The 24,801-nt window shown below is 35.1% G+C and carries 19 protein-coding genes and 2 other annotated features; of the genes, 6 read left to right on the forward strand and 13 right to left on the reverse strand.

What is annotated here, in order from left to right:
• Positions 1-190: 190 nt before the first annotated feature.
• Positions 191-1,357: an NO-inducible flavohemoprotein gene (hmpA, locus tag HCH28_RS14615; RefSeq protein ID WP_221681533.1), complete on the reverse strand. Its 1,167-nt coding sequence runs from the start codon at positions 1,355-1,357 to the stop codon at positions 191-193.
• A gap of 190 nt (positions 1,358-1,547) precedes the next feature.
• Here hmpA and HCH28_RS14620 point away from each other — a divergent pair, with 190 nt between their 5' ends.
• On the forward strand, positions 1,548-1,985 hold the full coding sequence (locus HCH28_RS14620) for an Rrf2 family transcriptional regulator (protein ID WP_004231845.1): 438 nt from the start codon (positions 1,548-1,550) through the stop codon (positions 1,983-1,985).
• Positions 1,986-2,033: 48 nt separating this feature from the next.
• On the opposite strand, the gene HCH28_RS14625 is transcribed toward HCH28_RS14620, so the two are convergent.
• The 4 genes from HCH28_RS14625 to HCH28_RS14640 form a co-directional block, all read right to left on the reverse strand.
• Positions 2,034-3,014 carry a GNAT family N-acetyltransferase gene (locus HCH28_RS14625; RefSeq protein WP_221681535.1) on the reverse strand — a complete coding sequence of 327 codons (981 nt, stop codon included), beginning with the start codon at positions 3,012-3,014 and terminating at the stop codon, positions 2,034-2,036.
• Between the two features lie 767 nt (positions 3,015-3,781).
• On the reverse strand, positions 3,782-4,900 hold the full coding sequence (locus HCH28_RS14630; protein WP_221681537.1) for a DUF4179 domain-containing protein: 1,119 nt from the start codon (positions 4,898-4,900) through the stop codon (positions 3,782-3,784).
• Positions 4,872-5,462 carry an RNA polymerase sigma factor gene (locus HCH28_RS14635; RefSeq protein WP_221681539.1) on the reverse strand — a complete coding sequence of 197 codons (591 nt, stop codon included), beginning with the start codon at positions 5,460-5,462 and terminating at the stop codon, positions 4,872-4,874. Before HCH28_RS14635 ends, HCH28_RS14630 begins: the two co-directional genes overlap by 29 nt.
• 115 nt (positions 5,463-5,577) lie before the next feature.
• Entirely contained in the window at positions 5,578-6,072 is a 495-nt protein-coding gene (locus tag HCH28_RS14640) for a DUF1648 domain-containing protein (RefSeq protein WP_221681540.1), read from the reverse strand.
• 311 nt (positions 6,073-6,383) lie between these two features.
• Between HCH28_RS14640 and HCH28_RS14645 the strand changes: the two genes are divergently transcribed.
• Complete coding sequence (locus HCH28_RS14645; RefSeq protein WP_221681548.1) at positions 6,384-8,078, forward strand: methyl-accepting chemotaxis protein; 1,695 nt, start codon at positions 6,384-6,386, stop codon at positions 8,076-8,078.
• A 59-nt stretch (positions 8,079-8,137) separates the two neighbouring features.
• Here HCH28_RS14645 and HCH28_RS14650 read toward each other — a convergent pair whose 3' ends face one another.
• On the reverse strand, positions 8,138-8,911 hold the full coding sequence (locus HCH28_RS14650; protein ID WP_221681550.1) for an HAD-IIB family hydrolase: 774 nt from the start codon (positions 8,909-8,911) through the stop codon (positions 8,138-8,140).
• 197 nt (positions 8,912-9,108) lie between these two features.
• Positions 9,109-9,347: a binding site (T-box leader), on the forward strand.
• 91 nt (positions 9,348-9,438) lie between these two features.
• Between HCH28_RS14650 and HCH28_RS14655 the strand changes: the two genes are divergently transcribed.
• Positions 9,439-11,010, forward strand: a complete 1,572-nt coding sequence (locus HCH28_RS14655; RefSeq protein ID WP_004231834.1) for a 2-isopropylmalate synthase — start codon at positions 9,439-9,441, stop codon at positions 11,008-11,010.
• A 50-nt stretch (positions 11,011-11,060) separates the two neighbouring features.
• Here the strand turns inward: HCH28_RS14655 and metG are convergent, their stop codons facing one another.
• The 4 genes from metG to rsgA all read right to left on the reverse strand — a co-directional run bounded on the left by metG (position 11,061) and on the right by rsgA (position 15,277).
• Positions 11,061-12,695, reverse strand: a complete 1,635-nt coding sequence (gene metG / locus HCH28_RS14660) for a methionine--tRNA ligase (protein ID WP_221681554.1) — start codon at positions 12,693-12,695, stop codon at positions 11,061-11,063.
• Between the two features lie 57 nt (positions 12,696-12,752).
• Positions 12,753-13,012, reverse strand: a binding site (T-box leader).
• An 88-nt stretch (positions 13,013-13,100) separates the two neighbouring features.
• Complete coding sequence (locus HCH28_RS14665) at positions 13,101-13,748, reverse strand: HAD hydrolase-like protein (RefSeq protein WP_221681555.1); 648 nt, start codon at positions 13,746-13,748, stop codon at positions 13,101-13,103.
• A 15-nt stretch (positions 13,749-13,763) separates the two neighbouring features.
• Positions 13,764-14,189 (reverse strand): FosM family fosfomycin resistance protein, encoded by a 426-nt coding sequence (gene fosM, locus HCH28_RS14670; protein WP_221681558.1) that lies wholly within the window; start codon positions 14,187-14,189, stop codon positions 13,764-13,766.
• 17 nt (positions 14,190-14,206) lie between these two features.
• Entirely contained in the window at positions 14,207-15,277 is a 1,071-nt protein-coding gene (gene rsgA / locus HCH28_RS14675) for a ribosome small subunit-dependent GTPase A (RefSeq protein ID WP_221681564.1), read from the reverse strand.
• Positions 15,278-16,082: 805 nt separating this feature from the next.
• Between rsgA and HCH28_RS14680 the strand changes: the two genes are divergently transcribed.
• Positions 16,083-17,012, forward strand: coding sequence for a polyprenyl synthetase family protein (locus HCH28_RS14680; RefSeq protein WP_221681566.1), 930 nt, complete (start codon positions 16,083-16,085; stop codon positions 17,010-17,012).
• A gap of 3 nt (positions 17,013-17,015) precedes the next feature.
• Here HCH28_RS14680 and HCH28_RS14685 read toward each other — a convergent pair whose 3' ends face one another.
• The gene (locus HCH28_RS14685; protein ID WP_004231821.1) at positions 17,016-17,189 is read right to left on the reverse strand and encodes a hypothetical protein; all 174 of its coding nucleotides are present in this window, start codon (positions 17,187-17,189) and stop codon (positions 17,016-17,018) included.
• Positions 17,190-17,254: 65 nt separating this feature from the next.
• On the opposite strand from HCH28_RS14685, the gene HCH28_RS14690 reads away from it, so the two are divergent.
• Both HCH28_RS14690 and HCH28_RS14695 read left to right on the forward strand, forming a co-directional pair.
• Positions 17,255-19,540, forward strand: a complete 2,286-nt coding sequence (locus HCH28_RS14690; protein WP_221681568.1) for a sensor histidine kinase — start codon at positions 17,255-17,257, stop codon at positions 19,538-19,540.
• A gap of 5 nt (positions 19,541-19,545) precedes the next feature.
• Positions 19,546-20,181, forward strand: coding sequence for a response regulator transcription factor (locus HCH28_RS14695; protein ID WP_004231818.1), 636 nt, complete (start codon positions 19,546-19,548; stop codon positions 20,179-20,181).
• A 198-nt stretch (positions 20,182-20,379) separates the two neighbouring features.
• Here HCH28_RS14695 and HCH28_RS14700 read toward each other — a convergent pair whose 3' ends face one another.
• Positions 20,380-22,140: an ABC transporter ATP-binding protein gene (locus HCH28_RS14700; RefSeq protein WP_004231816.1), complete on the reverse strand. Its 1,761-nt coding sequence runs from the start codon at positions 22,138-22,140 to the stop codon at positions 20,380-20,382.
• 58 nt (positions 22,141-22,198) lie between these two features.
• Positions 22,199-24,796 carry a class III lanthionine synthetase LanKC gene (gene lanKC, locus HCH28_RS14705; RefSeq protein ID WP_221681576.1) on the reverse strand — a complete coding sequence of 866 codons (2,598 nt, stop codon included), beginning with the start codon at positions 24,794-24,796 and terminating at the stop codon, positions 22,199-22,201.
• Positions 24,797-24,801: the final 5 nt, after the last annotated feature.

The raw sequence follows: 24,801 nt of genomic DNA on the forward strand, positions 1-24,801 counted from the left end.
AACTTCCTTACGAGTTTTATATTATACCCCTATAGGTATATTGTCAATATAAAGCTTCAATCTTTTTTAAGATGCTGCAATTGCAAGGCATAATGTTCTCTATATTGCTTAAAACTCATCTATCTGCTTCCTTATTATTCAACAAAAAAACCCTACTACGAGTTATTACTCATAGCAGGGAGTTTATTTTTTATTTAGCTAATTGCATGGCCGGTCCAAAGAATTCATAGTGAATTTTTTCATCTTTCACGCCAATTTCCTGTAAATTTTTAATAACCGCTTCCATAAAGCCTACAGGGCCACATACATATACATCTGCATTATCAGCTACTTTTTCAGCCAGCAATTCTTTTGTAATAAGCTTGTCTTCATCAGAGTATAAAGCTGTATAGGATGCATTCGGTAATACGTTTACTTTCCCTTGAATATCATCGCTGAACGCTACAACCTTCTCATTACGAGCACATTGGATAAAGTTCACTTCATTCTCTGCATTATCATTTAAAGATTGCAGCATACTGTTTAAAGGTGTTACACCAATACCGCCACTTACAAATGTAATTGGTGCAGCCGTTTCTTCTAATACAAATAATCCAGCTGGAGCACTTACATCTACTAAATCACCAACTTGTAAGTGATCATGAATATAATTTGATACTTTACCATTTGGCGTATGGTCACTTTCACGTTTCACCGAAATACGATAGCCATCTTCTGCACTCGCTTGTGATAGTGTATATTGACGGTTCATTAAATACTCTTCTCCCGGCACTTTCACTCGAATAGAGATGTATTGACCTGGTTCATAAGTTGGTAGTGGTGATCCATCTTCATTTACAAAATAAATAGAAGTTACTAAGTCACTTTCCACAACTTTTTTCGCCACTTTTAATGGTTTAAATAGACGCCATCCACCATTGTTCTCAGTTTTTTGGTATAACTCTTCTTCTACTTGAATGAAAATATCTGCGATAACGCCATATGCCTCGGCCCATGCACCAATAATGTCATCAGTTGCTGCATCACCAAGTACTTCTTTAATCGCTTTTAATAAATTTTCACCCACGATTGGGTAATGTTCAGGTAAAATTCCTAAACTACGGTGTTTATGTGCAATAAGCATTACTGCTGGTAAAATTGCTTCTAAATTTTCAATATGAACTGCTGCAGCGTAAACAGTATTAGCTAATGCTGTTTGCTGACGGCCTTGTTCTTGGTTCGTGTGATTAAAAATATTTAGTAATTCTGGATGAGCTTGAAACATATTTTTGTAAAACGTCTTTGTGATTTCAACACCATGAACTTCTAATACAGGTACTGTTGCTTTAATAATTTGAATTGTTTCTTGTTTTAACATATCGCTTACCATCCTTTCGTGATTACAATATAACGCTTTCATTCTCTTAAAGCAATATATAAAATACATCTTTAACAAAATAGACATATTTGATGTATTATAAATACATCTTTAAAAATAGGTTGAAGATATTATACTTCAATGTAAAAATGCTATAATTATTATGAATTATAGAAAGTAGGGTGTTCGGATGCGCTTAACTTTATACACGGACTACTCTCTGCGCACGCTTATTTATTTAGGCGCAAAGGAAGATGGTCAATTATCAACTATTCAAGAGATCTCAGATGCTTATAATATATCGAAAAACCATTTAATGAAGGTGACACACCAGCTTGGATTATTAGGTTACATTGAAACAATTCGTGGACGCGGCGGTGGTATTCGCCTTGCTATCGATCCAAAAACCATTACCATCGGTGAAATTGTTCGTCATACAGAAGAGGATTTTCATCTTGTAGAATGTTTCGATAAAGAGAATAACCTATGTAAAATAGCTCCAGAATGTCAACTAAAAGGTGTACTGTATGAAGCTTTGCAAGCCTATTTGAACGTGTTAGATCAATACACCTTGGACGATTTCCTTCATTCTAAGGAAAAATTAATGGCGCTACTACTCGGTAAATAAAAATACCCGCTCAACATTTGTTGAACGGGTATTTTTTTATGAAGTTGCTTATAATTGTTTTGTAAAGAAAATCATATCCAATGCACGAATACCATTTTCATAAATTGGTTCTGGGTAATGACTGAAGAAATCCTTTTCAATAGCCTCCATGCGAAAGCCTGCTTTTTGATAAAAAGCGATATTATCAATACTTGAGTTCGCCGTTCCAACCAACACTACCTGATAGCCTTCCTTACGGCATTTTTCAGTAAGTTGTCGTAATATCTCTTTGCCCATTCCCTTCCCTTGGTACTTGGTTTCAATAGCAATATTCTTCAATTCAATTGTAGTGTCAGATTGAGGAATGACTAATGCCACTCCCACTAGCAGTTCTCCACAATTAATTTTATATAATGTACCCTTATCTAAATATTTTCGAACCGCCACTTCACTTTCATCCGCTAATAAAAGCTGAGGTAAAAAAGCTTCTCGGTTCCCTTCTACCTTTTCTAGGGATGTTCGATAACGGACATAATCTTCTCGTTCAAAAACATTTAACACACATGGTTGCTTTTCCTTCACTTCTAACCACGAATGCTCCTCAGGATAATCCTTTTCCACTCCTAATCGAACAAAAGGTAGCTTTTCTTGTGCTTTCTGCGAACGGATATTAACCTTTCGGGCTCCTGCAAATACACGTGATAATCCCAGTTCAAAAAACGCAATATCTAAAATAGCCGTTTTTGCTTCAAGATTATAGCCCTTCCCCCAAAATTGATAGCCAAGCCAAGAGCCGATATGACAGCTCTTTTTATGATGGTCTATAAACATCAGAGATGTAACACCAATGACTTGCCCCTCCTCATTTAAAACCACACGAGGAACGGTTTTACCTTCTTCTTCGTCTATACGTTCACGCTTAATAAAATGAATCGTGTCTTCTACCTTGCCAGCAGGTAAGCCAAGGGCATCACGAACCTGCGGCATAGAAGACAACGCATGCATAGCCTCGGCATATTTGATATCGTGTCTCACTAAAGTTACCGTCATCTTCTATTCTCCTTTATTTCTGTTAACAATACATTTTCTTTATTGTAAAGCTTACGAAAAACTTTTTCATCGATTGGAATATCCATAAGACGTAATAATCTTTGTAGCCTTACAAACTACTTTAAATAAAGGCAACAAAAACTACAACCAAACGAGTTATAAAAAAGTTTACTTTATTAATGCTTTTATTATTTCTTTCTATAAAAGGTCAACTGTATTTTATGCATAGTCATTTTGCAACATTTCATTATAAAACACTTATTGTAAAATATATAATATTTACCATTAAATTCACAACACGGTATTTTTGTAACGTTATTATTTATTGGAATTTAATTCAAAATTAAGAAGAAAACTAAAGAAGTATTTTGGTAAGTTAGCTTCTGTAGTCTTAGTTACAACTATTGTCGGTGGTGGATTCAGTATCAATGCTAGTGCTTCTGAATTAGAAACAAATGCAATTACATACGTGATTCCCGCATCAGCTTAAGAAGAATCAATTAACTCAACAGATGAATTTAAAGTTACTGTGACTTTTGTGCCTGCTTATGAATATAACAACACTCGAGAACGGCACGTTAACACATATGTTGGCTCTAGAATCGCGTTGAATTATCATCATTGGTCAATTTCGAAAGGAGAGAGTTGTCAATGTAGGGAACGCTGTAGTACAAGCACTACTTGGTACTTATTATTTTTATATAAGAGGATAGTTTGAAGTACTAAAAAGTAAAGAAAGTGAGCTTTGCCTCACTTTCTTTACTTTTTTATTCTTTTGAGTTAATTGGTATTGTTATTTCTAGCTCTGGAATGTATTGAATCTTCGGGTCTCCGTTTTCATCCAGTTGGTATGATCCCTCATCGTCATAAAGATGAATATACGGTTTGATTGTAATAGCTTTTGGTAAGGTTTCAAATGGATGTAGCCGTAAATCCATTATGAAATCGCTATTTCCTTTATTTGTCTCACGTCTACCATTGCCATTAATTAGTTTTAGTTCATGCCCTTGTTCATCATAAACTTCGATACTTATTCCTTCCCGAAAATCTACAGAAGTTGATTTATCAAGCAAGGCTATTCTTGTCGTAATACTAGTTGTAATAGGAGTTAGCATAATTTGTTCAATAGTAAACTGATTATTTTTATATTTTCTACTTATATTAGGTTGTAGGTTTACATTGTTACCAATATCACTCACTGGAATATCCATTTTAAATGGCTCAGAAATCCCAGTTATTGTAGCAGATAATGTCAAATTAAATTGCTTTGGGAAAGGGCTTCCACCTTGATTTTTCAAATCTGCAAATTCAAATATTGCGGAATTATTATCCTTACTTAGTTGTCCAAAAACACCACTAAAATTATTCAGTGGTTCACCATTTAGTAAAAATTCAATATTACTAATTTGCTCTGATAAACTTTCTTTTGAATTATCACCTTCTTTATGATGGCGTTCAATCCCAATTGCAACACGTGTACCGTCATACACTACTTCTGTTACATTTAATGTAAAGCCTTCATGCGTAACGCTTATATTCAATTTTGTTGAGAGTCCCTTTTCATCTGCGGCCTGTAGACCAAGATCCCTTGTAAATTTAAAAACAGATGATAATAAAGGCACTTCTTTCATCGTAGCAGCCATCGTTGGTGAAATTAAACCTGTAACAATAATCAAACTAAAAATCATTGCTGCGGAGACGGTAATCATCATGACTCTTTGACGTAAGTTCTTACGAGTTTTAAATTTTTCAGACGGCTTTGTATCACGGCTGCTTTCATATTTGTCCATTGTCCGACTTACTAAATCCACTTCCACAGGTGTTTCCCGAATAAACCTTTCTATCTGAGTTAACTCCTTATCCTCCAATTTTGAACGAGTGTCCATAAATATCCCCTCCTAACATATTTTCCTTCATCAATTTTTTACGTAATCGTTCATACTTTTTTCTTACTGTGGCTGCTTTCATATCCATAATGGCAGCAATTTCATCAAAGCTATACTCCTCAATAGAACGAAGTAATAAAATCCTTTTTTCATCTACATGTAAGTTTTCCAATAGCCTATGCACCATCTCATCATATTCAGGTATCGGAGCTTGCGTCTGCTTCACCTGTTCTTGCTTCAGATTTAGCCAAAATTTATAACCCTTATTTTTGGCTTTAATGACATCAATACAATGATGGTGGGCAATTTTATAAAGCCATGCTGACAAGGAAACCGTATAAGAAAATCTATGAATATTTTCTAATCCCTTAATAAAAATATCTTGTGAAGCATCCTCCGCCTCCTCTTTGGTTCCTAGCATATAGTAACAATAAATATAAATTTGCTTTTGAAAACAACGAATGATTTCTGCATAGGCACGCGTGTCACCTGATTGAACTTGCTCCACAATGGATTGAATATCTATATCAGATCGCTCTTTTGATGGATCTCGTGTAGTCAATGTTGTCCCCCCTTTCCAATCTATATAACTGAAATCAACAGCCATTTGTGACACACTATAAAAATTTTTTCACAAAAATAAAACGCTTAAGGGTGTCCTAAGCGTTTGAGTCTCACTATTTTATTTTGTAGCTTGTTATAAATCCTTTAATAATCGGGATAAATACTCCTATCAATATAATGGGCAGGAACCACCAGCCTAATGAATTTACCTCACCAAGACCAATACGAACCATCTGAATCGATATAAAGGCAAATAAGATGAGACAGATATTTTTTACTTGATTTAGTATTTTTCTGCTATTCAAATAAAATGATTCTACATTACTTTCATCCAAACGTGACGGATAATTATGCATATGAGGTGCTTTTTCTAGCAGGCCCATTAGCATCCATAAAAATAAACCGATGAATGGAAGAATAAATAATTCTATTTTTGCGCCCCAGCGATCAACCTCACCCATCCCATTGAAGTGACCAGGTATTTCATCAGGCAACTTACCCCATGCCAATATAATATAAAAGATGGATAAAATAAATATACTACCACCAATATAGTCCCATATCTTTTCTGATCTTGTTTTAGGTAACTTTAAAATTGGCCTATACATTTTCTCCACCCCTGTTTTTTTCCTTTACTGCTTCTACGTTATGACTACTATTAAAGTTTCAAAATTTATGAAAATTGACTTAATATTCAATATGCACCATTAATTATCCCTATTATTAGTAGCATTATAGCGATAAAATCTACTTTTTTTATTACTTCATATATAATTAATACCCATTTTCAAACTACTAATTACAGTAGAAATACTCATAATACTTTGTAAAATTCATATAATCTGATATAAATGATATATATACATATTTCATTATTTTGTAACATTTCTACTAAATACTGAGAAAGGATATTTCAACTATGCGATTTACTATCTACAAGAAATTATTACTCGGTTTTTTTATAGTTATTTTGGTACTCGTTACAACAATCGGCTTAAATATAAAACAGCTCGATTCTGTCAATAAGACCTATCGTACATTACTGGAGGAACAAACTACTAAATCTATAAGTATTCAGGAATTACGGGTGATTGCAAAACAGGAAATTGTCAGCATGCGAGGCTACTTACTACTTGGAGACAAACAAAACTTTCAAAGTAATCAAGCCTCACGCGAGGAATTCAAACAAAAATCAGAAGAATTAATGGCTACTTTAGATTCAGAAAAATCAATTAAGATGCTTGAAGCTATTAATAAAAGTGAGCAAAATGTTCAACAATTTGCAGATCGTATGTTTGAATTAAAAGCTGCTGGAGAAACAGAGAAGTACGAAAAATTGGATAGTACTCAAGGACGCTTAATTATTAAACAATTCGACGAGCGTGTTGAAAACCTTTCTAATTATCAAAATGAATATGTAGAAGGTAAAATGGCTGCTACATCCAATCAAATTCAAGACATCAAGCTCCAAATGATGCTTCTTGGAGTCTTTGCTGTTGTCATAAGTCTGATAATTGCTATGGTTGTTGGTAGTCTAATGTCTCGTCCAATTAACGGTATGGCTAAGGCTGCGAAAAAAATAGCTGAGGGTGACTTAACAGCTGAACAAATTCGTATAAAGAATCGTGATGAAGTTGGTGATTTAGCGCTTGCGTTTAATCAAATGGCTACAAATTTAAAGGATTTAATTACAAATGTTCGCCAAAACACTGTACAAGTAAGTGGCTCTGCTGCTGAGTTAACAGCTAGTGCAGAGCAAACTATACAAGCTACAGAACAAATCACTTCTTCTATTCAAGAGGTTGCTAGTGGCTCAGAGGCTCAAGGGAAGAACGCAACTGAAAGCTCAGAAGCAATGAAAAACATGACAAAGGGTATACAACAATTAGCTTCTACTACTGCTGCTGTTTCTGAACTGGCAATCGAGACAAATTCAGAGGCTAAGAAAGGAAATGATTCTTTACATCGTGTTATCTCTCAGATGACAACAATCAACACGGCTGTTTTAGAGTCAGCAAGTGTTGTTAAAAACCTAGACGGGCATTCCATTGAAATTGGCAATATCATTGGTATTATTACTGATATTGCAGAACAAACAAATTTATTAGCACTTAATGCTGCAATTGAAGCAGCCCGTGCAGGCGATCATGGACGCGGCTTTGCAGTCGTTGCAGATGAAGTGAAAAAGTTAGCAGAGCAATCAAAAAAATCCGCTGAGCAAATCGCTACCTTGATTTCTGAAATACAGCAGGATACAAACCGTGCTGTAACGGTGATGGATACTGGAACTCAAGAGGTTCAAATTGGTATGCAAGTAGTAAAGGTAGCAGAAGAAGGTTTCTCTAAGATTGTTGAGCTGATTGAGCAAGTATCCATGCAAATCCAAGAAGCAACGACTGTTTCAGAGGAGATGTCCTCTAGTGCAGAGCAAATTTATGCTTCCTTTGATGAAATTGCAACTATTGCCCAAATGTCCTCATCTAATTTACAAAATGTTGCATCTGCTTCCGAGGAACAATTAGCTACTATTGAAGAAGTAGCAGCTTCAGCAGCAACACTTTCAAATATGGCAGAAGAACTTCACACGCAAGTCTCTCGTTTTAAGGTAGAATAAAAGACTGCTCGTTTTCTTTAGGCTTATGGCCTCTAGAAAATGAGCAGCTTTTTCATGTTTTATGTATTTCTATTTGCTATGTTTCCGCTATACTTTTCGCTTAACATATCAAGCATCTTAATTACAGCTGCTTCCTCGCTCGCAACATGTAAAGAGGCCATTTCACGTACCTGATGCCCTCCTACACAAACACTTTCCTTAGCTTTCAAAAACATGGAAGCATCGTTTGCATCATTGCCAAAGGCGATAAACTCCCCTGCCTCAACACCCAATTTAGATAAGCCATTCCACTTGTCGATGCCATAAGGGCTTATGTCCACAATATTTTCTGATGTATGCTCATATAGACAAACAGGAAGCTTTTGCAGCTCAGACAATACAGCATCAAGATAATCTCCAGGAAATAAAACAACTTTTACTATGTCTCTAATATCCTCTAAGGCTACCTTTTTAGCTGCTTTTAAAGGGTCTATATTTTGGTAAATTGGATGATCCTCACTACCTGAATAAGCATAATCCCAATGACTATCTACTAGATAGGGTAATTGAAAGGCTGTGATAACCTGGCGAATTGCCTCAGCTACTTCTGTAGTAAATGCTGTTACCTCAATTGTTTCACCATCACGAGCAATAAATGCACCATTCCCACCTACCATTGGATATTTTCTCATCGTTTCCGGTAATACAGGTAGTAGATCACGTATCGGTCTGGCTGAGGCAAAAATGACTTCATGTCCAAGCCGTCTACATGCCTCCAAAGCATTAGTGATCTCTTCACTTAATGGCTTACCTTTAAAACAAATAGTACCATCTAAATCAAAGACAAATTTCATGATTTACCTACCTTTCATATGCTAACTCACCACATAATTATCTCACAGAAAAATACATTTATTAGTGCTTTCAACTACATTTCACTAAATATCAAATATTTAATAAGATAGTCAATACTTAAGACAGAATTAAATAAATTTTTAGAATATTATTGACAGGAAGTTAATATCCAAGTAATATTGCTTTCAACAACACATTGCAGGCCAAGATTGGAAATAGTAAAAGTGGTTGTGTACTTGTAGAGAGCCGATGGTTGGTGTAAATCGGTAGGCACACATTTTGAACTCGTCCATGAGCTACTCCCTGAACTTTTCAGTAAGGGATGTCGGTTTCCCCCGTTAACAGGATAGACAGTGATAGCTGTCGATAAGGGGACTTTTTCTATATAGAGAAGGTCAATTAGAGTGGTACCGCGAGCATAAACTCGTCTCTATTTTTACATAGAGACGGGTTTTTTTATTTTTTAATGACTTATTGGCCTAAGTGTAGATTTTAGATACTAATCACTAAAAAGGAGTGTTTGAAAATGGGAAGAAAAATTTGGGTGTTTGATACAACTTTACGTGATGGCGAACAGGTGCCTGGAGCAAAGCTAAATCTTTACGAAAAAGTAGAGATCGCACAGCAGCTGAAAAAATTGGGTGTCGATATTATAGAGGCTGGATTCCCCGCTTCCTCTCAAGGTGATTTTGATGCCGTCAAAGCTGTAGCTGAAAAGGTTGGCAATACAAACGACATTATGATTACAGCATTAGCACGTGCTGTAAAGGCTGACATTGATGCTGTCTATAACGCTGTGAAATATGCTCAAAACCCGATGATTCACATGGTACTTGGCACATCTGATATTCATGTAGAGAAAAAATTCAGCAAGTCAAAAGATCAAATTTTACAAATTGGCGTGGATGCTGTGAAATACGCTAAAACATTATTGCCGCAAGTTCAGTATTCCACAGAGGATGCCTCTCGTTCAGACTTTGAATATCTTTGGAAAACAATTGAAGCTGTTATGAGAGCTGGCGCAACGATGATTAACGTTCCTGATACGGTAGGCTTTGCAGAGCCAGAGGAATTTGGCGAAATGATTTTTAAATTAAACGACCGTATGAAAAACTTAGATGATAGCGTTCTTTTAAGTGTTCATTGTCACAACGATCTTGGAATGGCAACGGCTAATACGCTAGCTGCAATTAAAAATGGTGCAGATAAGGTAGAATGTACAATCAATGGTATCGGTGAACGTGCAGGTAATGCTGCATTAGAAGAAGTTGTCATGGCACTTAAAACTCGTGGCTCCGTCTACAATGCAGAAACACGTATTAATACAAAAGAAATTATGAATACTTCACGTCTTGTTTCTAGCTTTATGGGCTTAGATGTACAGGTCAATAAAGCCATTACAGGAGATAATGCATTTGCCCATTCTTCTGGTATTCACCAAGATGGTTTGTTAAAATCGCGTGATGCTTATGAAATCGTCCATCCTGAGGATGTAGGTCTTGATGATATGGAGCTAGTACTAACAGCTCGCTCTGGTCGCCATGCAGTGAAAAATGCTCTTGAAAAATTAGGGTTTACTAATCTTTCAACAGAGGAGTTTGAGGGCATTTTTGAAGGGTTCTTAAAGCTAGCCGATGCAAAGAAAGAAGTATATGATCACGACTTATATGTTATTGTTGAAAGCTATTATGAAAAACATGATGCCAACAATAAAAATGCTACACATTATAGTGAGCAATTCTTTGATTTTGATGATCTACAAGTCGTCAGCAATACAAGCTTCCCTTCTGCAAGTGTTAAGGTCCGTAAAGGCGGTGAAGTATTTAAAGCTAGTGCAGTAGGCTCTGGCCCAATTGATGCTCTCTATTCAGCCATTGCAGAAATTACAAATATGGATGTAAAACTAGTGGAATATAATATCAATAGTGTTTCACGAGGCAAAGAGGCTTTAGGTAAAGTAAAAATTACGATTGAGCATGAAGGCGAAAAGTATATTGCAAAAGCAGCAGATACTGATATTCTTAAGGCAAGTGCATTAGCCTATATTAATGCGATCAATAGCATTGTAGTGACAAAATTAACACCTGTTATGAATTAAATGAAACTAGCAAAGCAGTATGGCTCTTCCGCCATACTGCTTTTTCAATCCTAGTGACTATCCCTAACTAGTTTTTGATATTCCTCATCGATTCGTTCAATATCCAGACGTTCAAATAATGGTGTCACCTCTTGAATGACTTTAGGCAGATCTACTTGCTCATGCCACATCATTTCATTTATACCTAACATATTTCTTACTTTCTTTGCTGAAAACGGTAAGAAAGGATGCAGCAGCTGTCCTAAATTCCCAATGATATAGACGCAAGTTGCTAATGTACGATTACCTGCCTCTATGTTTTCTTTTACCTGTAGCCATGGCTGTTGTTCATCAAAATAACGATTAGCTCCGCGAATATACTCAAAAATGGACTCTAATGCCTGTTTGAAATGACCACCTTCAATAAGAACGCCCGCTTCATTAAACAATTGTACAGTTTGTTTTCGAATGTCGCTGTCCACCTCCGCTTGTGGCACCTGACAAGCAAATGATTTCTCAATAAACTTCAAAGTACGGTTTACAAAATTACCATAGGCTCCGAGTAGTTCACCATTATGGCTATAAATAAATTCCCGCCATGAAAAATCAGTATCACGATTTTCTGGCGCATTCATCGTTAAGAAGTAACGAATAGAGTCCGCATCATAACGACTTAAAATATAAGGAACCCATACAGCCCAATTCTGGCTAGTAGATAATTTGCGCTTTTCTAATGTTAAATACTCATTGGATACAATATGGGTAGGTAATGCCTTAGATCCAATTCCCATTAAAATGGCTGGCCATATAACTGTATGGAATGGAATATTATCCTTCCCATGTACATAGTATGAAATGGTCTCTTCATTCCATAAATCTTCAATGGCTATTTGATGCTCTTTTGCCCATTCCAAGCTTGCTGTTAAGTACCCTGCTACAGCTTCTATCCATACATATATTTTTTTCCCTTCAAAACCTGGCACTGGAACATCTATGCCATTCGGTAAATCTCTTGTTACTGCTCGGTCGGGAACTCCCTCTGCCAAGTATCGCTCCGTTAACCCTAAAGCATTGTCACGCCAACGTTTCTCGACTTTCGCTTGTGCTAAATAAGACTCCAACCTTCCTTGAAATTGACTAAAGGTAAAATAAAAGTGCTCAGTTTCCCGAATAACAGGTTCGTTCCCACAAATTTTGCAGCGCTTATCAATTAAATCTAGTGGGTCTAAAATTTCTGAGCAGTTATCACATTGATCTCCCCTTGCTTTCGCTCCACAATTTGGACAAAGTCCCTCGACAAATCGATCTGGTAGGAATTGTTTATCCGTCTCACAGTAAGCCTGTTCAATTTTCTTTTTGTATAAAAAATTGTTGGCCAGTAGCTGTAAGAAAAGGGCCTTAACAGATTCATGGTGGTGCTCCGCATCCGTTCTTGTGTACAAATCATAGGTAAATCCTAAATCATGAAAGCATCTAGTAAACTCATCATGATAGTGATTAGCTATAGCCTCTGTCGTTGTATTCTCTTGTGCGGCACGTATAGAAATGGGTGTACCATTACAATCACTGCCTGATACATATAAAACCTGCTCGCCTTTTTGTCGGTAATATCTAGCCAAAATATCACCTGGTAATAATGCGGCAACATGCCCTAAATGCAAAGAGCCATTTGCATACGGCCAAGCGCCTCCAATAACAATCGTCATTCTAAATTGCTCCCCTCACAGAAAAAATAGTAAAAAAAAATCGCCCTAATCAAATCTGATTAGGACGAGTATACCCGTGTTACCACCTATATTTACAAATAGCTCACACTATTTGCCTCTATCAGTACGTCTTCACTCAAAAAGAGATACTGCTGCTGTTGTAACGAGTGCCCATCTCGTCGTAATCTACTGGCTAAAAAGCTTTCGGTACGAAGCTCAAAGGTCATTTTCAAAAGGGTTCATTTACCTCATTTCCACCAACAGAGGCTCTCTACAAAATGCTAATCCAATTTACTTTTCCTTCTCCATGCTTTTTCTATAGGATTTGGCATTATTTTACGCCTTCTTGTGAGGAAATGCAATGACTGTTATAAAAGCGTCCTTTTTTTGATTCACTTTCTTGAGTTAATCTAATGTAACCTTTAGCAAATCAGTTAAATCATCAATTACTATATCTGCTTTTTCTAACTCCTTGTCTTGTGCAAAGTCAAAGCGAACACCTATTGATAGTAATTGATTGTCCTGTGCAGCTTGGATATCCGAAGAACGATCTCCTACCACTGCTCCGTAATCAATTTTATTTTCATCTACAACTCTTTTGACCAGATCCGATTTATGCCCACTTGCAATGGCTTGAATGCTATAGATTCCCTTTATAAAACGCTCCAACTGATAGGTTTCGACGATTGCTTGTAAATAGTCAACCTGTCCATTACTCGCTATGTATAACGGATAATTCTCTGACAATGTTGCAAGGGTATGTTCAGCGTTTGGATACAATGCACCTTTATGTCCACGTATTTGCTCAATCAGCTTTACATGGAATAATACATTGCTCTCTTCTCGTATCTCTACCGCATGCATAGGACATAATGTTTCCCACACAACAGGTAAAGGAACCCCCATTATTTCTCTATATTTTTCTATCGGTGTTTCTCCCTGCCAAAGCCCATTTGTCCGCAGCACATCGAATGTTGCATCGAGCGCAGGCTCTAAAATAAGATTGGTTTGAAATAATGTTCCGTCCATATCAAAAATAAACGCTTTATTCATAAAATCACTCCTTAATTAGTTATCAAAAAACGCCATATGCTGCTTTTCTTGCTTATAATAATCCAAACGATCCTGCAAAGTTCCTGTATGAAATTCAAATTTATGACCATCAGGATCTGTAAAGTAAATCGATTTTTTATCCTTTTCATCTCTTTGCCGACCTGCTAAAATATTGACCTTTAGCTGCATCAATCTGTCATACATCTTATCAAAGTCATCCTCAGCGATTGTGAAGGCAATGTGTGTATAGGAATGATGGATGTCATTACGTGGTATATCCTTTTCTACATTAAGAGCTAGCCACAGCCCATTTACATCAAAATAGGCTGTGCTGTTCCCCTTTACTAGCAACTTGGCATCGAATACTTTTTCATAAAAAGTGATGGATTCCTCTAAATTAGAAACTGAAAACAATAAATGATTGATGTTTTGAATTGTCATGGCTGTGCTCCTATTAATTATTTCTTCCCCTTTTTCATTCCCTTGGCTATTTGCTTCCACTTGCGCTGCTCCTCAAGTTTTGCTTGCATATTTGTTTTGCGCTCCATATAAGCCAATTCTCTTTGCAGCTTAAAATAGCTTTGTAGACGATATTGGTCCAAGTCCCCATCTACAATAGCTTGCTGGACAGCACAATAAGGCTCTTTTTGATGTGTACAATCACGATAACGACAAGCTGTTGCTAGTTCCTCAATATCTTGAAAGCTAGAAGCTAAACTATCCCCTTGATCCCACAGTTGAAGCTCACGCATCCCTGGCGTATCAATTAGGCAGCCACCAGCAGGCAATACTACTAGCTCTCGATGGGTTGTTGTATGTCGTCCCTTGGCATCATCCTCACGTATACTCGCTACTTTCATCAGTATCTCACCACATAAAGCATTTGTTAATGTGGATTTCCCTGCTCCAGAAGACCCCAATAATGCCCCCGTGACCCCTTCTGTGAATAGCGTTTGAATTTCCTTTAGACCTTCGCCTGAAAGAGCACTCGTTACAAAGATATCCACACCAAAGGCTACAGACTCCACTTCTTGTACTAAGCTCGAAACATCCTCGCATAAATCAGCTTTTGTCAGGACAATAATGGGCTTTGCACCTGAATCCCAAGCAGCCACTAAATATCTCTCTAAACGTCGAATATTAAAAGCAGCATTCAAGCTCATAACAAGTAACACAATATCGACATTTGATGCGACAATCTGTTCTTGAATTTCCGTTCCTGCAACTTTACGTGAAAATACAGATTTTCGTTGGAATAGCTGATGAATAATTGCTCGTTCCTCACCGGGCATTTTCTCCACTAGCACCCAATCACCAACTGCTGGATAGTCCTCCCTCGCTAAAGACGTATACGCATAATGACCAGCAATTGTCGCAAGCCACTCTCCCTCTTCAGCTAACACCCGATAAGAATGCTTATGCTCTAAAGTAACCCTTGCAGGCACACAATTTTTTAATTTAGCCTGTTTTTTCATTTCTATCATTTGCTCTTCAAAATATGTTGTAAAACCTAATATTGTTAAATTCAATTTATTTTCCTCCTAAACGTATGATGCCTCAGCGAAAATAGTTGCCATCCGCAAGAGGCCCTATCGCAATTCACCTTTTGGAACTACGATAAAAAAACCTTGTAGCTGCAATTCGGCAGTTACAAGGTTTCACAGGCACGTTTAAAAGATACACAAATACCCCGAGTTATGGCACGGCGTCACTTTGTATATTTTAGGCGTGTGAAATTGAACAAACCGAATTGCAGTTCGCTAATTACAGATCTATTCATCATGTCACATCACCTACTTTCCATTTAGTTGTTATCAATATAGCTAAATTTTCAGAAATTGTCAATTACAAGATTTCTTTTCAAAGGATCCATCACCATAACGTCATTAGGATTATTACCACTCCGACAGTCACTTTTCTGAGAGCGACCGATTAATTTCCTTCTGCAATAGGAATTCGTCGCAAAGGCATCACTCAATACTGGAATATATGCTTTTAGATTTTAGAACTCTTTCCTCTAATTATCTCACTTCAGGGTGATTCCAAAGGAGTCGTCAATCCTCCACTCCTATCATTTTCAATTAATGATGAAACTTAAAAAAGGAAATCCTTTTTTCAATAATCTAAAAAGGAATTACTAAATAAAAAGAAACTATTACAAATGTGTTATCGTAAAAAAATTATTAAAGAGGATTTGTAAAGACCTATCTAATATTTAAAACATCTTAACTATTTATAAAAAACCATGCTATACTGTAATATACTTACATAATTACTAATTTTGTAAAAAATACATTCCATTACTTACAGACATTTTAAAAGAAAGGAGAAAAAATGAACACTACTTCCCAACAAGAAATTATGGATTGTGCATATAATTGGATTATTGAGTCTTTTTTCAACCAGCAATTACAAGATACTGCAATTAAGTATATACAATTTAAATTTAAACAACCTTTAAGTTTCTCAAAATTAACTGAAATACACTACAATATTTTTAGAAACGTACATAATAAAAGCGAATTAACAGAAATCCAAACTATTGTAGAACTTATACTTTTATCTGCCGATATTTTGGATGATATTCAGGATAATGATGCCCTATGTAATCCTTGGAGTAATAAACCCCTTAGTTATAATTTAAATATTCTACTAGGGTATTTATTTATAGCTCTCCAAAGAATACATTATATCAATTGTTCCAGTGATGTAAAAAAATTCTTTAACATCTTTATTTACCCATTAATGCTTGATGCAATTAATGGGCAGCACACTGATTTAATTAATGACACTATTACTGAACAAGAGTATTTTGACATGACTGCATTGAAATCAGGATCTCTCATCTTGTTAGCAAATTTACTTGGTGCCGGAAATGTATGTCCATCAACATTTGAAAAAATAAAAGAATACTCCTATTATCTCGGAGTTATTGCACAAATAAGAAATGATGTAAATGATTTATCTTATTCGATACATAAAAATGATATCAAAGATAAAAAGAAGACACTTCCTATTTTATATTATCTACATATACAAGATCCAAAATTTTCATCAATAAAGGAATATTATAACAATAATAAATCTTTTGAGGAATTGCTTGATAGTGAACTTCAAGAATTACTACTTTGTATTATGAATGGTGGTGCAATAACATATTGTCATGTTGTTGAGCAAATATACCTTAAGAAGTTTAAGGATTGTATATCTTCTTTAGATATCTCAAATAAACACAAAAATTTACTACTTAACATTAAAGTTTAGTCATTATTTTGAAGCCCACGAACTTGAAGCCGGTAGAATAGAAGTATTTACGCTTTCAAGCGATTTCAGAGCATCAGTAATTACTTTAATTTCATCTGCAGATAACATATATATCAATTCTTTTTGATCAATGTTACTCGAATTATTTAATAATAAATGAATTACATCCATTAACATTTAGATTACATCCTTTCAACTATATTATTTGTTCTTAAAACACTATAATTATGGGAAGTGAGATTATGGTTTTCAAAAAATTTGTTTTAATTTTAAGTAGTATATTTATCATTATACATTTTTATTTATTATCATTAATGCTAACGCCATATATGGGCATAAATATATCTAATAATTCAACTGGTGAATATATAATAACCAATATTAACCAAAATGATGGATGGGTACGTTATACAACCGCTTCACCCGGAAATATTATCAAAAAGATTGACGGACAGCCAATTACTGATGTATCTATAAACAGAGGAAGCAAAGTAGAAATTACAGACGGCGAAATTACACAAACAGTTGCTATCCCAAAGTTTGAGACAAGAAGTACTATTAAAGAACTAATTATTCCAAGTTTATTTTCTATACTAGCATTAGTTTTATCCATGCTAATGGTTAAATCTCCAAATGCAGTGAATCGATATTTCATTGGATTCTTGTTATCAGCTGCTTTGAGTTTATTTGCTTCGACCGAGTCTGGAAGGGATGATATTATCGCTAATATCATCATTATTACTTTTCTACCACTAGGATCAATGTATTTAGTTTTATTTATTTTTGCTCTTCTTCATGAAAGAAGAATTATTCAACAACAATCATCGATGTGGTTTAACTTTAATAAAGTTTTTTCCATCATTATCATATCAATCAGTATATTAAATTTATTATATAAAGGTCATTTTTCAGCAATTAGTGCAAATATAGTTTTATTTTACTTTTGCTCAAATGTTTTTTTTGTGATTCTTTTATTATGTTATTACTACATAAAAAACATATGTCATGAAGGGAAGACAATCCTAAAATGGTTAGTATGGATTAATGTCCTCGCATTCACACCATTCATATTGCTGCATGCATTACCATATATGCTAAATTTACCCTACCTAGATGATGATACCGTTGAAATTTTTTTGTTTATTATCCCTATTGGATATTTCTATTTATCTGTCTCTAAACAAGTAATAGATTTAAACTTCATATTAAGTAGAATTCCTTATTACTTTTTACTTTCTCTTTTACCTGCTATAAGCATTGCTACAATTATTATTTTTGGCAGCTTAAATCCTAATTCTCAGATTTTATATTTTTTCTTTTTAATTTTTTTAATTGTAAGTATGATTATTATTTTACTTTTTATCAAAGAGAAAGTAGACTTTGTCCTTCGACATCGCCTTTGGATGCGGGATGATAGTTTGTCTCAGCAGCTTGAGTTTTTTATTGGAAAATTATCATCAAGCATGAAAGAAAAAGATTTAAAAAATTTGTTTATCAACCAGCTTCAAGAATCATTAGGGCCAAGCATTATTGCTTTTATAAAGTTTGACTATCTTACAGATAATTTCCATTTAGAGGAAATTCCAAAAAACGAGCAAGCTATTCACCTTTCTGAAAAATTCAAAGATAAAATACGTAATCATAAAAATAAAAAGATAGATTTACTTGATTACCAAGGTTTAATTGGTATGAGGATTTATACAATCGAAACAACCCATACATACATATGGATTGGCTATAAAAAAAATCAAACAGTTTTTAACCTTCATGAAAAAGTTTGGTTTATTAATATTGTTAAATATATAAGACTCGTTTATGAAAACGTTTTTGCTGTTGAAAATCTAATACATACCATTGAACAAACAGAGGTTCAACAGTCACAATCATCTTCCACTTTATCACGTTTTCTGTTTCAATTATCCGAGCAAGAAAGAAGACGTTTAGCAGCTGATCTTCATGATTCAGCCTTACAGGATCAAATTATTTGGTATCGTTCACTTGAAAACTTAATCACTACAACGCCCTACCTTCCAAGAGATACACTAAGTCAATTACATCAAATAAAGAACGGGATGCAAGATGTAATTAATCAAATACGCACTACTTGCAATGAGCTTCGTCCAATCTCAATAACAAAAGGGGGATTAACTGTAGCTTTAAGAGAATTGTGTGCAAATATGCAAAAAAAGGCTAGCTTTGACATTACATATGATTTTCCCCCTATCATCGAACACGACGACTATAATTTGGAAATTTGCATTTATCGGGTTATTCAAGAACTTCTAAACAATGCACATAAACATGCTAATGCAACTAAAATATCATTAAGTTTATGGGATGATGAAAAGAACATATATCTTGACTATCGAGATAACGGTAATGGATTTAAGCCGGACTCAGTAACAGTCAATAACTCACATACAGGACTAAATGGTATAAAAGAAAGAGTTTATAGCTTTAACGGAAATATCAACTTCATTACTGAAATTGGTATTGGTACGGAAATCCATATAACAATACCGAGGTGAAAAAATTGATTCATATTCTTTTGGTAGATGATCATCAAATGGTAGGTCTAGGTACTAAAGCCATATTAGAAAATGAACAAGATTTTAAGGTTACTTATCTTCACGAGCTAGAAGAAATATATAAAGAATTTGAAATTAGCGACTATGATATTTACTTATTTGATATACAAATGCCTGAGTGCTCTGGTATAGATCTAACAAAAAAACTTTTAGCAATACGACCTAAAGCTAAAGTTATTCTATATACTGGCTTCGATTACTATTCACAATTTAGCTCGCTTATGAATTTGAACATTTGTGGAATAGTTAGTAAAACTGTTCCTTATGAAGATTTAATTATGACTATACGTGCTACATTAAAAGGGTATGTCTTATTGCCTTTACCCTTATTAAAAGAACTAAAAGAACCAATTCCCTCAAGCAATAATTTAAGTACACTACTCACTCAAAAAGAAATATCCATCCTGAGAAGCTTGATTAAAGGGTATAGTAATCAAGAAATTGCCGATGAATTATTTTTAAGTATACGAGCCATTGAATACAACTTAACTAAAATTTATAAAAAATTAGGCGTAAACTCTCGCACAGAAGCTGTAACAGAGGTAATCCGTTTAGATATTTTAAAAAGTGGTCTGCCCTAATGTTCTAAAAGTAATATAATATAAGACATGAGGTTGAGAACATTTAAATATAGAAAGCTATTTGAATATCCTCAGATTGTTAGAAATTCTTCTAACAATTTGGGGAGATTTTTTTAAATATCAAAATTCAAGTTGTTTTATATTAAAATTGTATTTCCCATTCATAATGAACGTCCCAGTAAAAATATATAGGGAAATTCAATCCTCGTTTTTCAGTTGTTGACGCACTAGCTTTTCGTAGAACATGTGTGTTTGCATCAAGTCTTTATGTGTACCGATACCTGTAATTTCTCCACGTTCTAACACAACAATTTGATCGGCATCAAGTATTGTAGAAAGTCTATGCGCTATAACGAGTGTTGTTCGATCCGCCATTAATTTTTGTAATGCTTTTTGAACAAGTAATTCGGAATCACTATCTAGATTGGAAGTAGCCTCATCCAGCAATAAAATTTTTGGATTTCGAATTAAAGCTCTTGCAATGGCAATCCGCTGTCGTTGCCCTCCTGAAAGCTTCATACCACCTTCTCCAACTTGCGTATTAACACCATCAGGTAGTCTATCAATAAACTCCCATGCATTGGCTTGTTGTATAGCATGTTGAATAGCTGTCTCTGACACTCCGTGTTCAACACCATATAAAATATTTGCTTTAATAGTCCCTGACATTAAGGGACTTTCTTGTGAGACATAACCAAGCTGACTGCGCCATGACTGCAGTGAAATGTCATAAATACTAGTTTGGCCTAGTAATATTTCACCTGAGATGGGCTTGTAAAAACGTTCTAGCAAAGAAAATAATGTCGTTTTCCCACTACCACTAGGACCAACAAATGCCGTCATTTTTCCAGTAGGAATTGTTAATGAGAGATTTTTAATAATCATATCTTCTTGATAGGCAAAAGAAACATTGTAAAATGATATATTTTGTTCTGCACTCTGCACTTCTATCTTTGCGTGCTCGCCCTCGCCCTCATGCTGAACAAAAAGAATATCTCGAATTCTTTCAATCGCCCCAAGTGCCTTTTGTAGAGATGTAAAGAAGGAGGCCATTTGAGTAAAGGGCACCGTAATTTGAAACATATAAATTATAATCGCTACTAGCGCACCAGCAGTTAGTGCACCAGAGGCTACTTGTACGCCACCATAACCAATTAATATAACAAGAACAAGCATCATTACAAATGTCATGAATGGGGAAACGAAGGCTTGAACTCTTGCTTCTTTTAAGCCAAATTTAAAAAGGTTGTGAACGTTCTTCTCACCATACTTGCCTTCGGTTTTCTCAGCATGATACGCTTTTACAAGACGAATATTTGCTAACACTCGACCAAGGTTAGCAGAAAAATTCGCCATTTCATCCTGCGTAGCATTTGCAATCTTGTACATTTTTTGTCCCAAGGGTAGGATAAATAAAATTGACAAAGGAATAGAAATCAGCATAATAACAGTCATTTTCCAATCAATGAGCAATAGGAAAATAATTGACCCAATAATCGTAATGATCCCTGTGACAAATGTGATTAAATGCTGAGTAATCAATGCTTTTACAATATTTGTGTCCTGCGTAATTCTACTCAATATTTCCCCAGACTGACGGTCATCAAAAAAGGAAATGGGGAGTCGTAGCACATGTCTCCACAATCGATTTCGAATAGAGGCAACAATGGATTCTCCTATATAAGTCATAAAATAGAAGGATAATCCTGAGGATACTGTTTGCATAATTAAAATAATCCCAAATAAAAGCATAAAAGAAAAATTAAACGCTGAGCTAGCCAATTGATCTACTAATTTCATCGTAAAAAGTGGAACTAGTAACCCAACAACAGTTTCGATTATTCCTAAAACGATAGCAAAAAAGATTATCCATTTTGGTGGATTTGCTTCTTTAATAAGCTTTAAAAAAACTTTACCACTTAAAGTTTTCGAATTTTTCCGTTCACTATTTTTATTCATTTGAATTTGCCTCATTCTAGCTAATTGATTGTAATATTTTTATAGCAAATGAATGATTTTAAAGAACAGCTATTCCATTAGTTGAATTTTGATAAGAAGAAAAAGTTTCTTTCAAATTAGGTAATGGTAGCCAAGAAAATCTATCTTCTTCAATTCCTGAAAGTGCCAATAACATCCCCGCTGCTCCAGAAAAAATGTCACCCGAAAGTTTATAGCAATAGTCCCCTGGCATAAAATATTTATCATTATCACTAAGTACATATAAATTTAAGGTATTTATTGCTTTATCTAAGAATTGTCCTCCCGTTTGAAGCTCGATATCAACTGCGTTGGCAGTTAGAATTATCCCGCCTAAGCCACGAAAAAGACCTGAACCGTAAAAGCATTTGGAACTAGCCACTTCCCCTATGCCTTTTAATTCAGTTTCCCATCTCTTGTCCTTTAGCAAATGTCTCAACTCTATCATGCTAAGACCTATGCCCGCGCTGCCTCCTGCAAGATACGGAATAAACCTTGTGTTTTCTTTATCGATAACTTGGTACGTTCCTGAATTATCCATAGTACATATACTTATATCTTTTTCTAAAGCTTGCAGAGAAAGTTCTAACCATACTTTTTCTTCAGTAGCTTTATATAAAGCACTATAAAATAGAGAAACACCGGACCATCCATCTACTAGCCCTAGTGGAATGGCATCAGCATCGTTAGAAGTTACCACTATATCTTTTTCAAGAAGGGAATGTAACTGAAGGCCTATTTTAATAGCACGATTAAGCATGTACTTAAAATCAGATATATAGGATGCAGATATAAATGCTAAGCCTATTCCAGCTAATCCCGTTCTTATTGAAATATCCTCATTATTTGATTCTATTTCTATTGAATCATAGATTGCTTTGGATCTTTCAATCATCCCTAAATCATAAAGTACTCCTGCTATTCCCGCTTTTCCTGAAAAAAGCCCCATATCAAGCTGATTAATAACTTCTTGCGAACTATATTTTATTGCCCAAGATTTTGCCTTTTCAGGTACATCGCCTGTGCGCATTAATGCCATGATTACACCAAAGCCACCTGTTAGTATATTAAAGATACCACCTAAACTTTCATACTGACGGATATCCCCCGATAATAGTTTGACATCACACCTCAAATCATTAATAATACCAGCTCTGATTGATGAGAGAATTTTGGGTATATCTGATCTATTAAAATATTTAGATGGCGCTGAGAGGAAACTTTTTTGTGGTATAACGCACCTTTTATTACATTCACTTTCAATTTCTTCAATCCATCTCATTGCCTTACTACCGAATTGATCAAAAATCCATTGATCATGTTTTTTTATGATGTCTACCGCTATATCTTGAACAGGCCCTATCGGTAGAAACAGATATCTTGCTATACGAAGTAAGGCAAACCAATCTGTCTGTTCCCGCGAAAGATTTGGAGCACCTACAAAACCAAGTCGCATTAAACCTGAAGGAATACTATCGTTTAAATGACTCGCTGCTTCAAAATCAATTAGTTTAATATCATTAGAAGCTGTTACCATTACATTGGCTGGCTGTAGATCGCCCATACCAACGTCTCTAGCATGGATAGATTGCAGAGCATCTTTTAATTGTTTTAGTATAAAACATGCATTGTCACAGTATTCACTTGAGTTTTGCTGTGCAGAGAATGGATAATTCGTTGCTATCCAAGTATCTAAGGATGTCCCACTAATATACTCTTCTTCTAAAAATACATGTTCCCACTCTTGGAATGTTTTATGGAATGAAACCACGGATTCTAATCCTAGGAGTTTTTTTAATATACTACCCTCATGATTTAAACGCTCGACCGCATCTCTTCCTTGACCATCTAAACCTGCATTTGGTCGCCCCTCTTTCAATACTACTTTAGTGTTTGAAGGAATGTGATTTGCCACATAAACCCCACCACCATTACTGAAGTGCAAAGCAGATTCAATAATATAATTATCAAGCTCTGATACAGCAGTTTGTATTTCCCCATGCGCTTCTGACATTTTTTTAACAATTAGTGGCTCTTCTATAAAATCAGGAACCGTATAATATGGCGCTCTAGAATCGGGTATTAACTCACCAGAAAAATTTTGAATGGCTGGAATTTTTGATGCACCGTTAATTAAATACATCTCCTTGAATGCCCCATATCTAAAATAAACATTCCCATCTAACCATCTTTTATCGTTCAGTATGTATGGTCCGTTTGAAAAGTCTTTCAATAGATAATGTAATTTCTCTAAAAGGAAAGTAAACTGACTTTCGTTATTCGGATAGATCGTAATAAATTTACCTGACGAGGCTCTGTCACCATATTTAGAATTCTTTAATACTAATTCCCACACATTAGATACATGTTTAAACGGAACAGAATTCTCAAACAAAAAATCCGAAACGACTCTCAATATTTCTTTAGCTTCTTTTGGTATAGAACTTATATGTATCTTCCAACCCTGAATAGGCAAATCAGAGTCTGGCTTAGAATAATATGTCCAATGTTTGTCAGAATTTATAACCCAATTGAAGGGTACATTAGAAATTTTCAGAGCTGACTCTGTCGCCTTTTCAAGTGGAGGCTCATAATATTTTTCTTTAAGATTAATATACTGTACATAACGCATATCCATAATTA

The sequence above is a fragment of the Lysinibacillus sp. K60 genome (assembly GCF_019731275.1).
GTDB lineage: Bacteria > Bacillota > Bacilli > Bacillales_A > Planococcaceae > Lysinibacillus > Lysinibacillus capsici.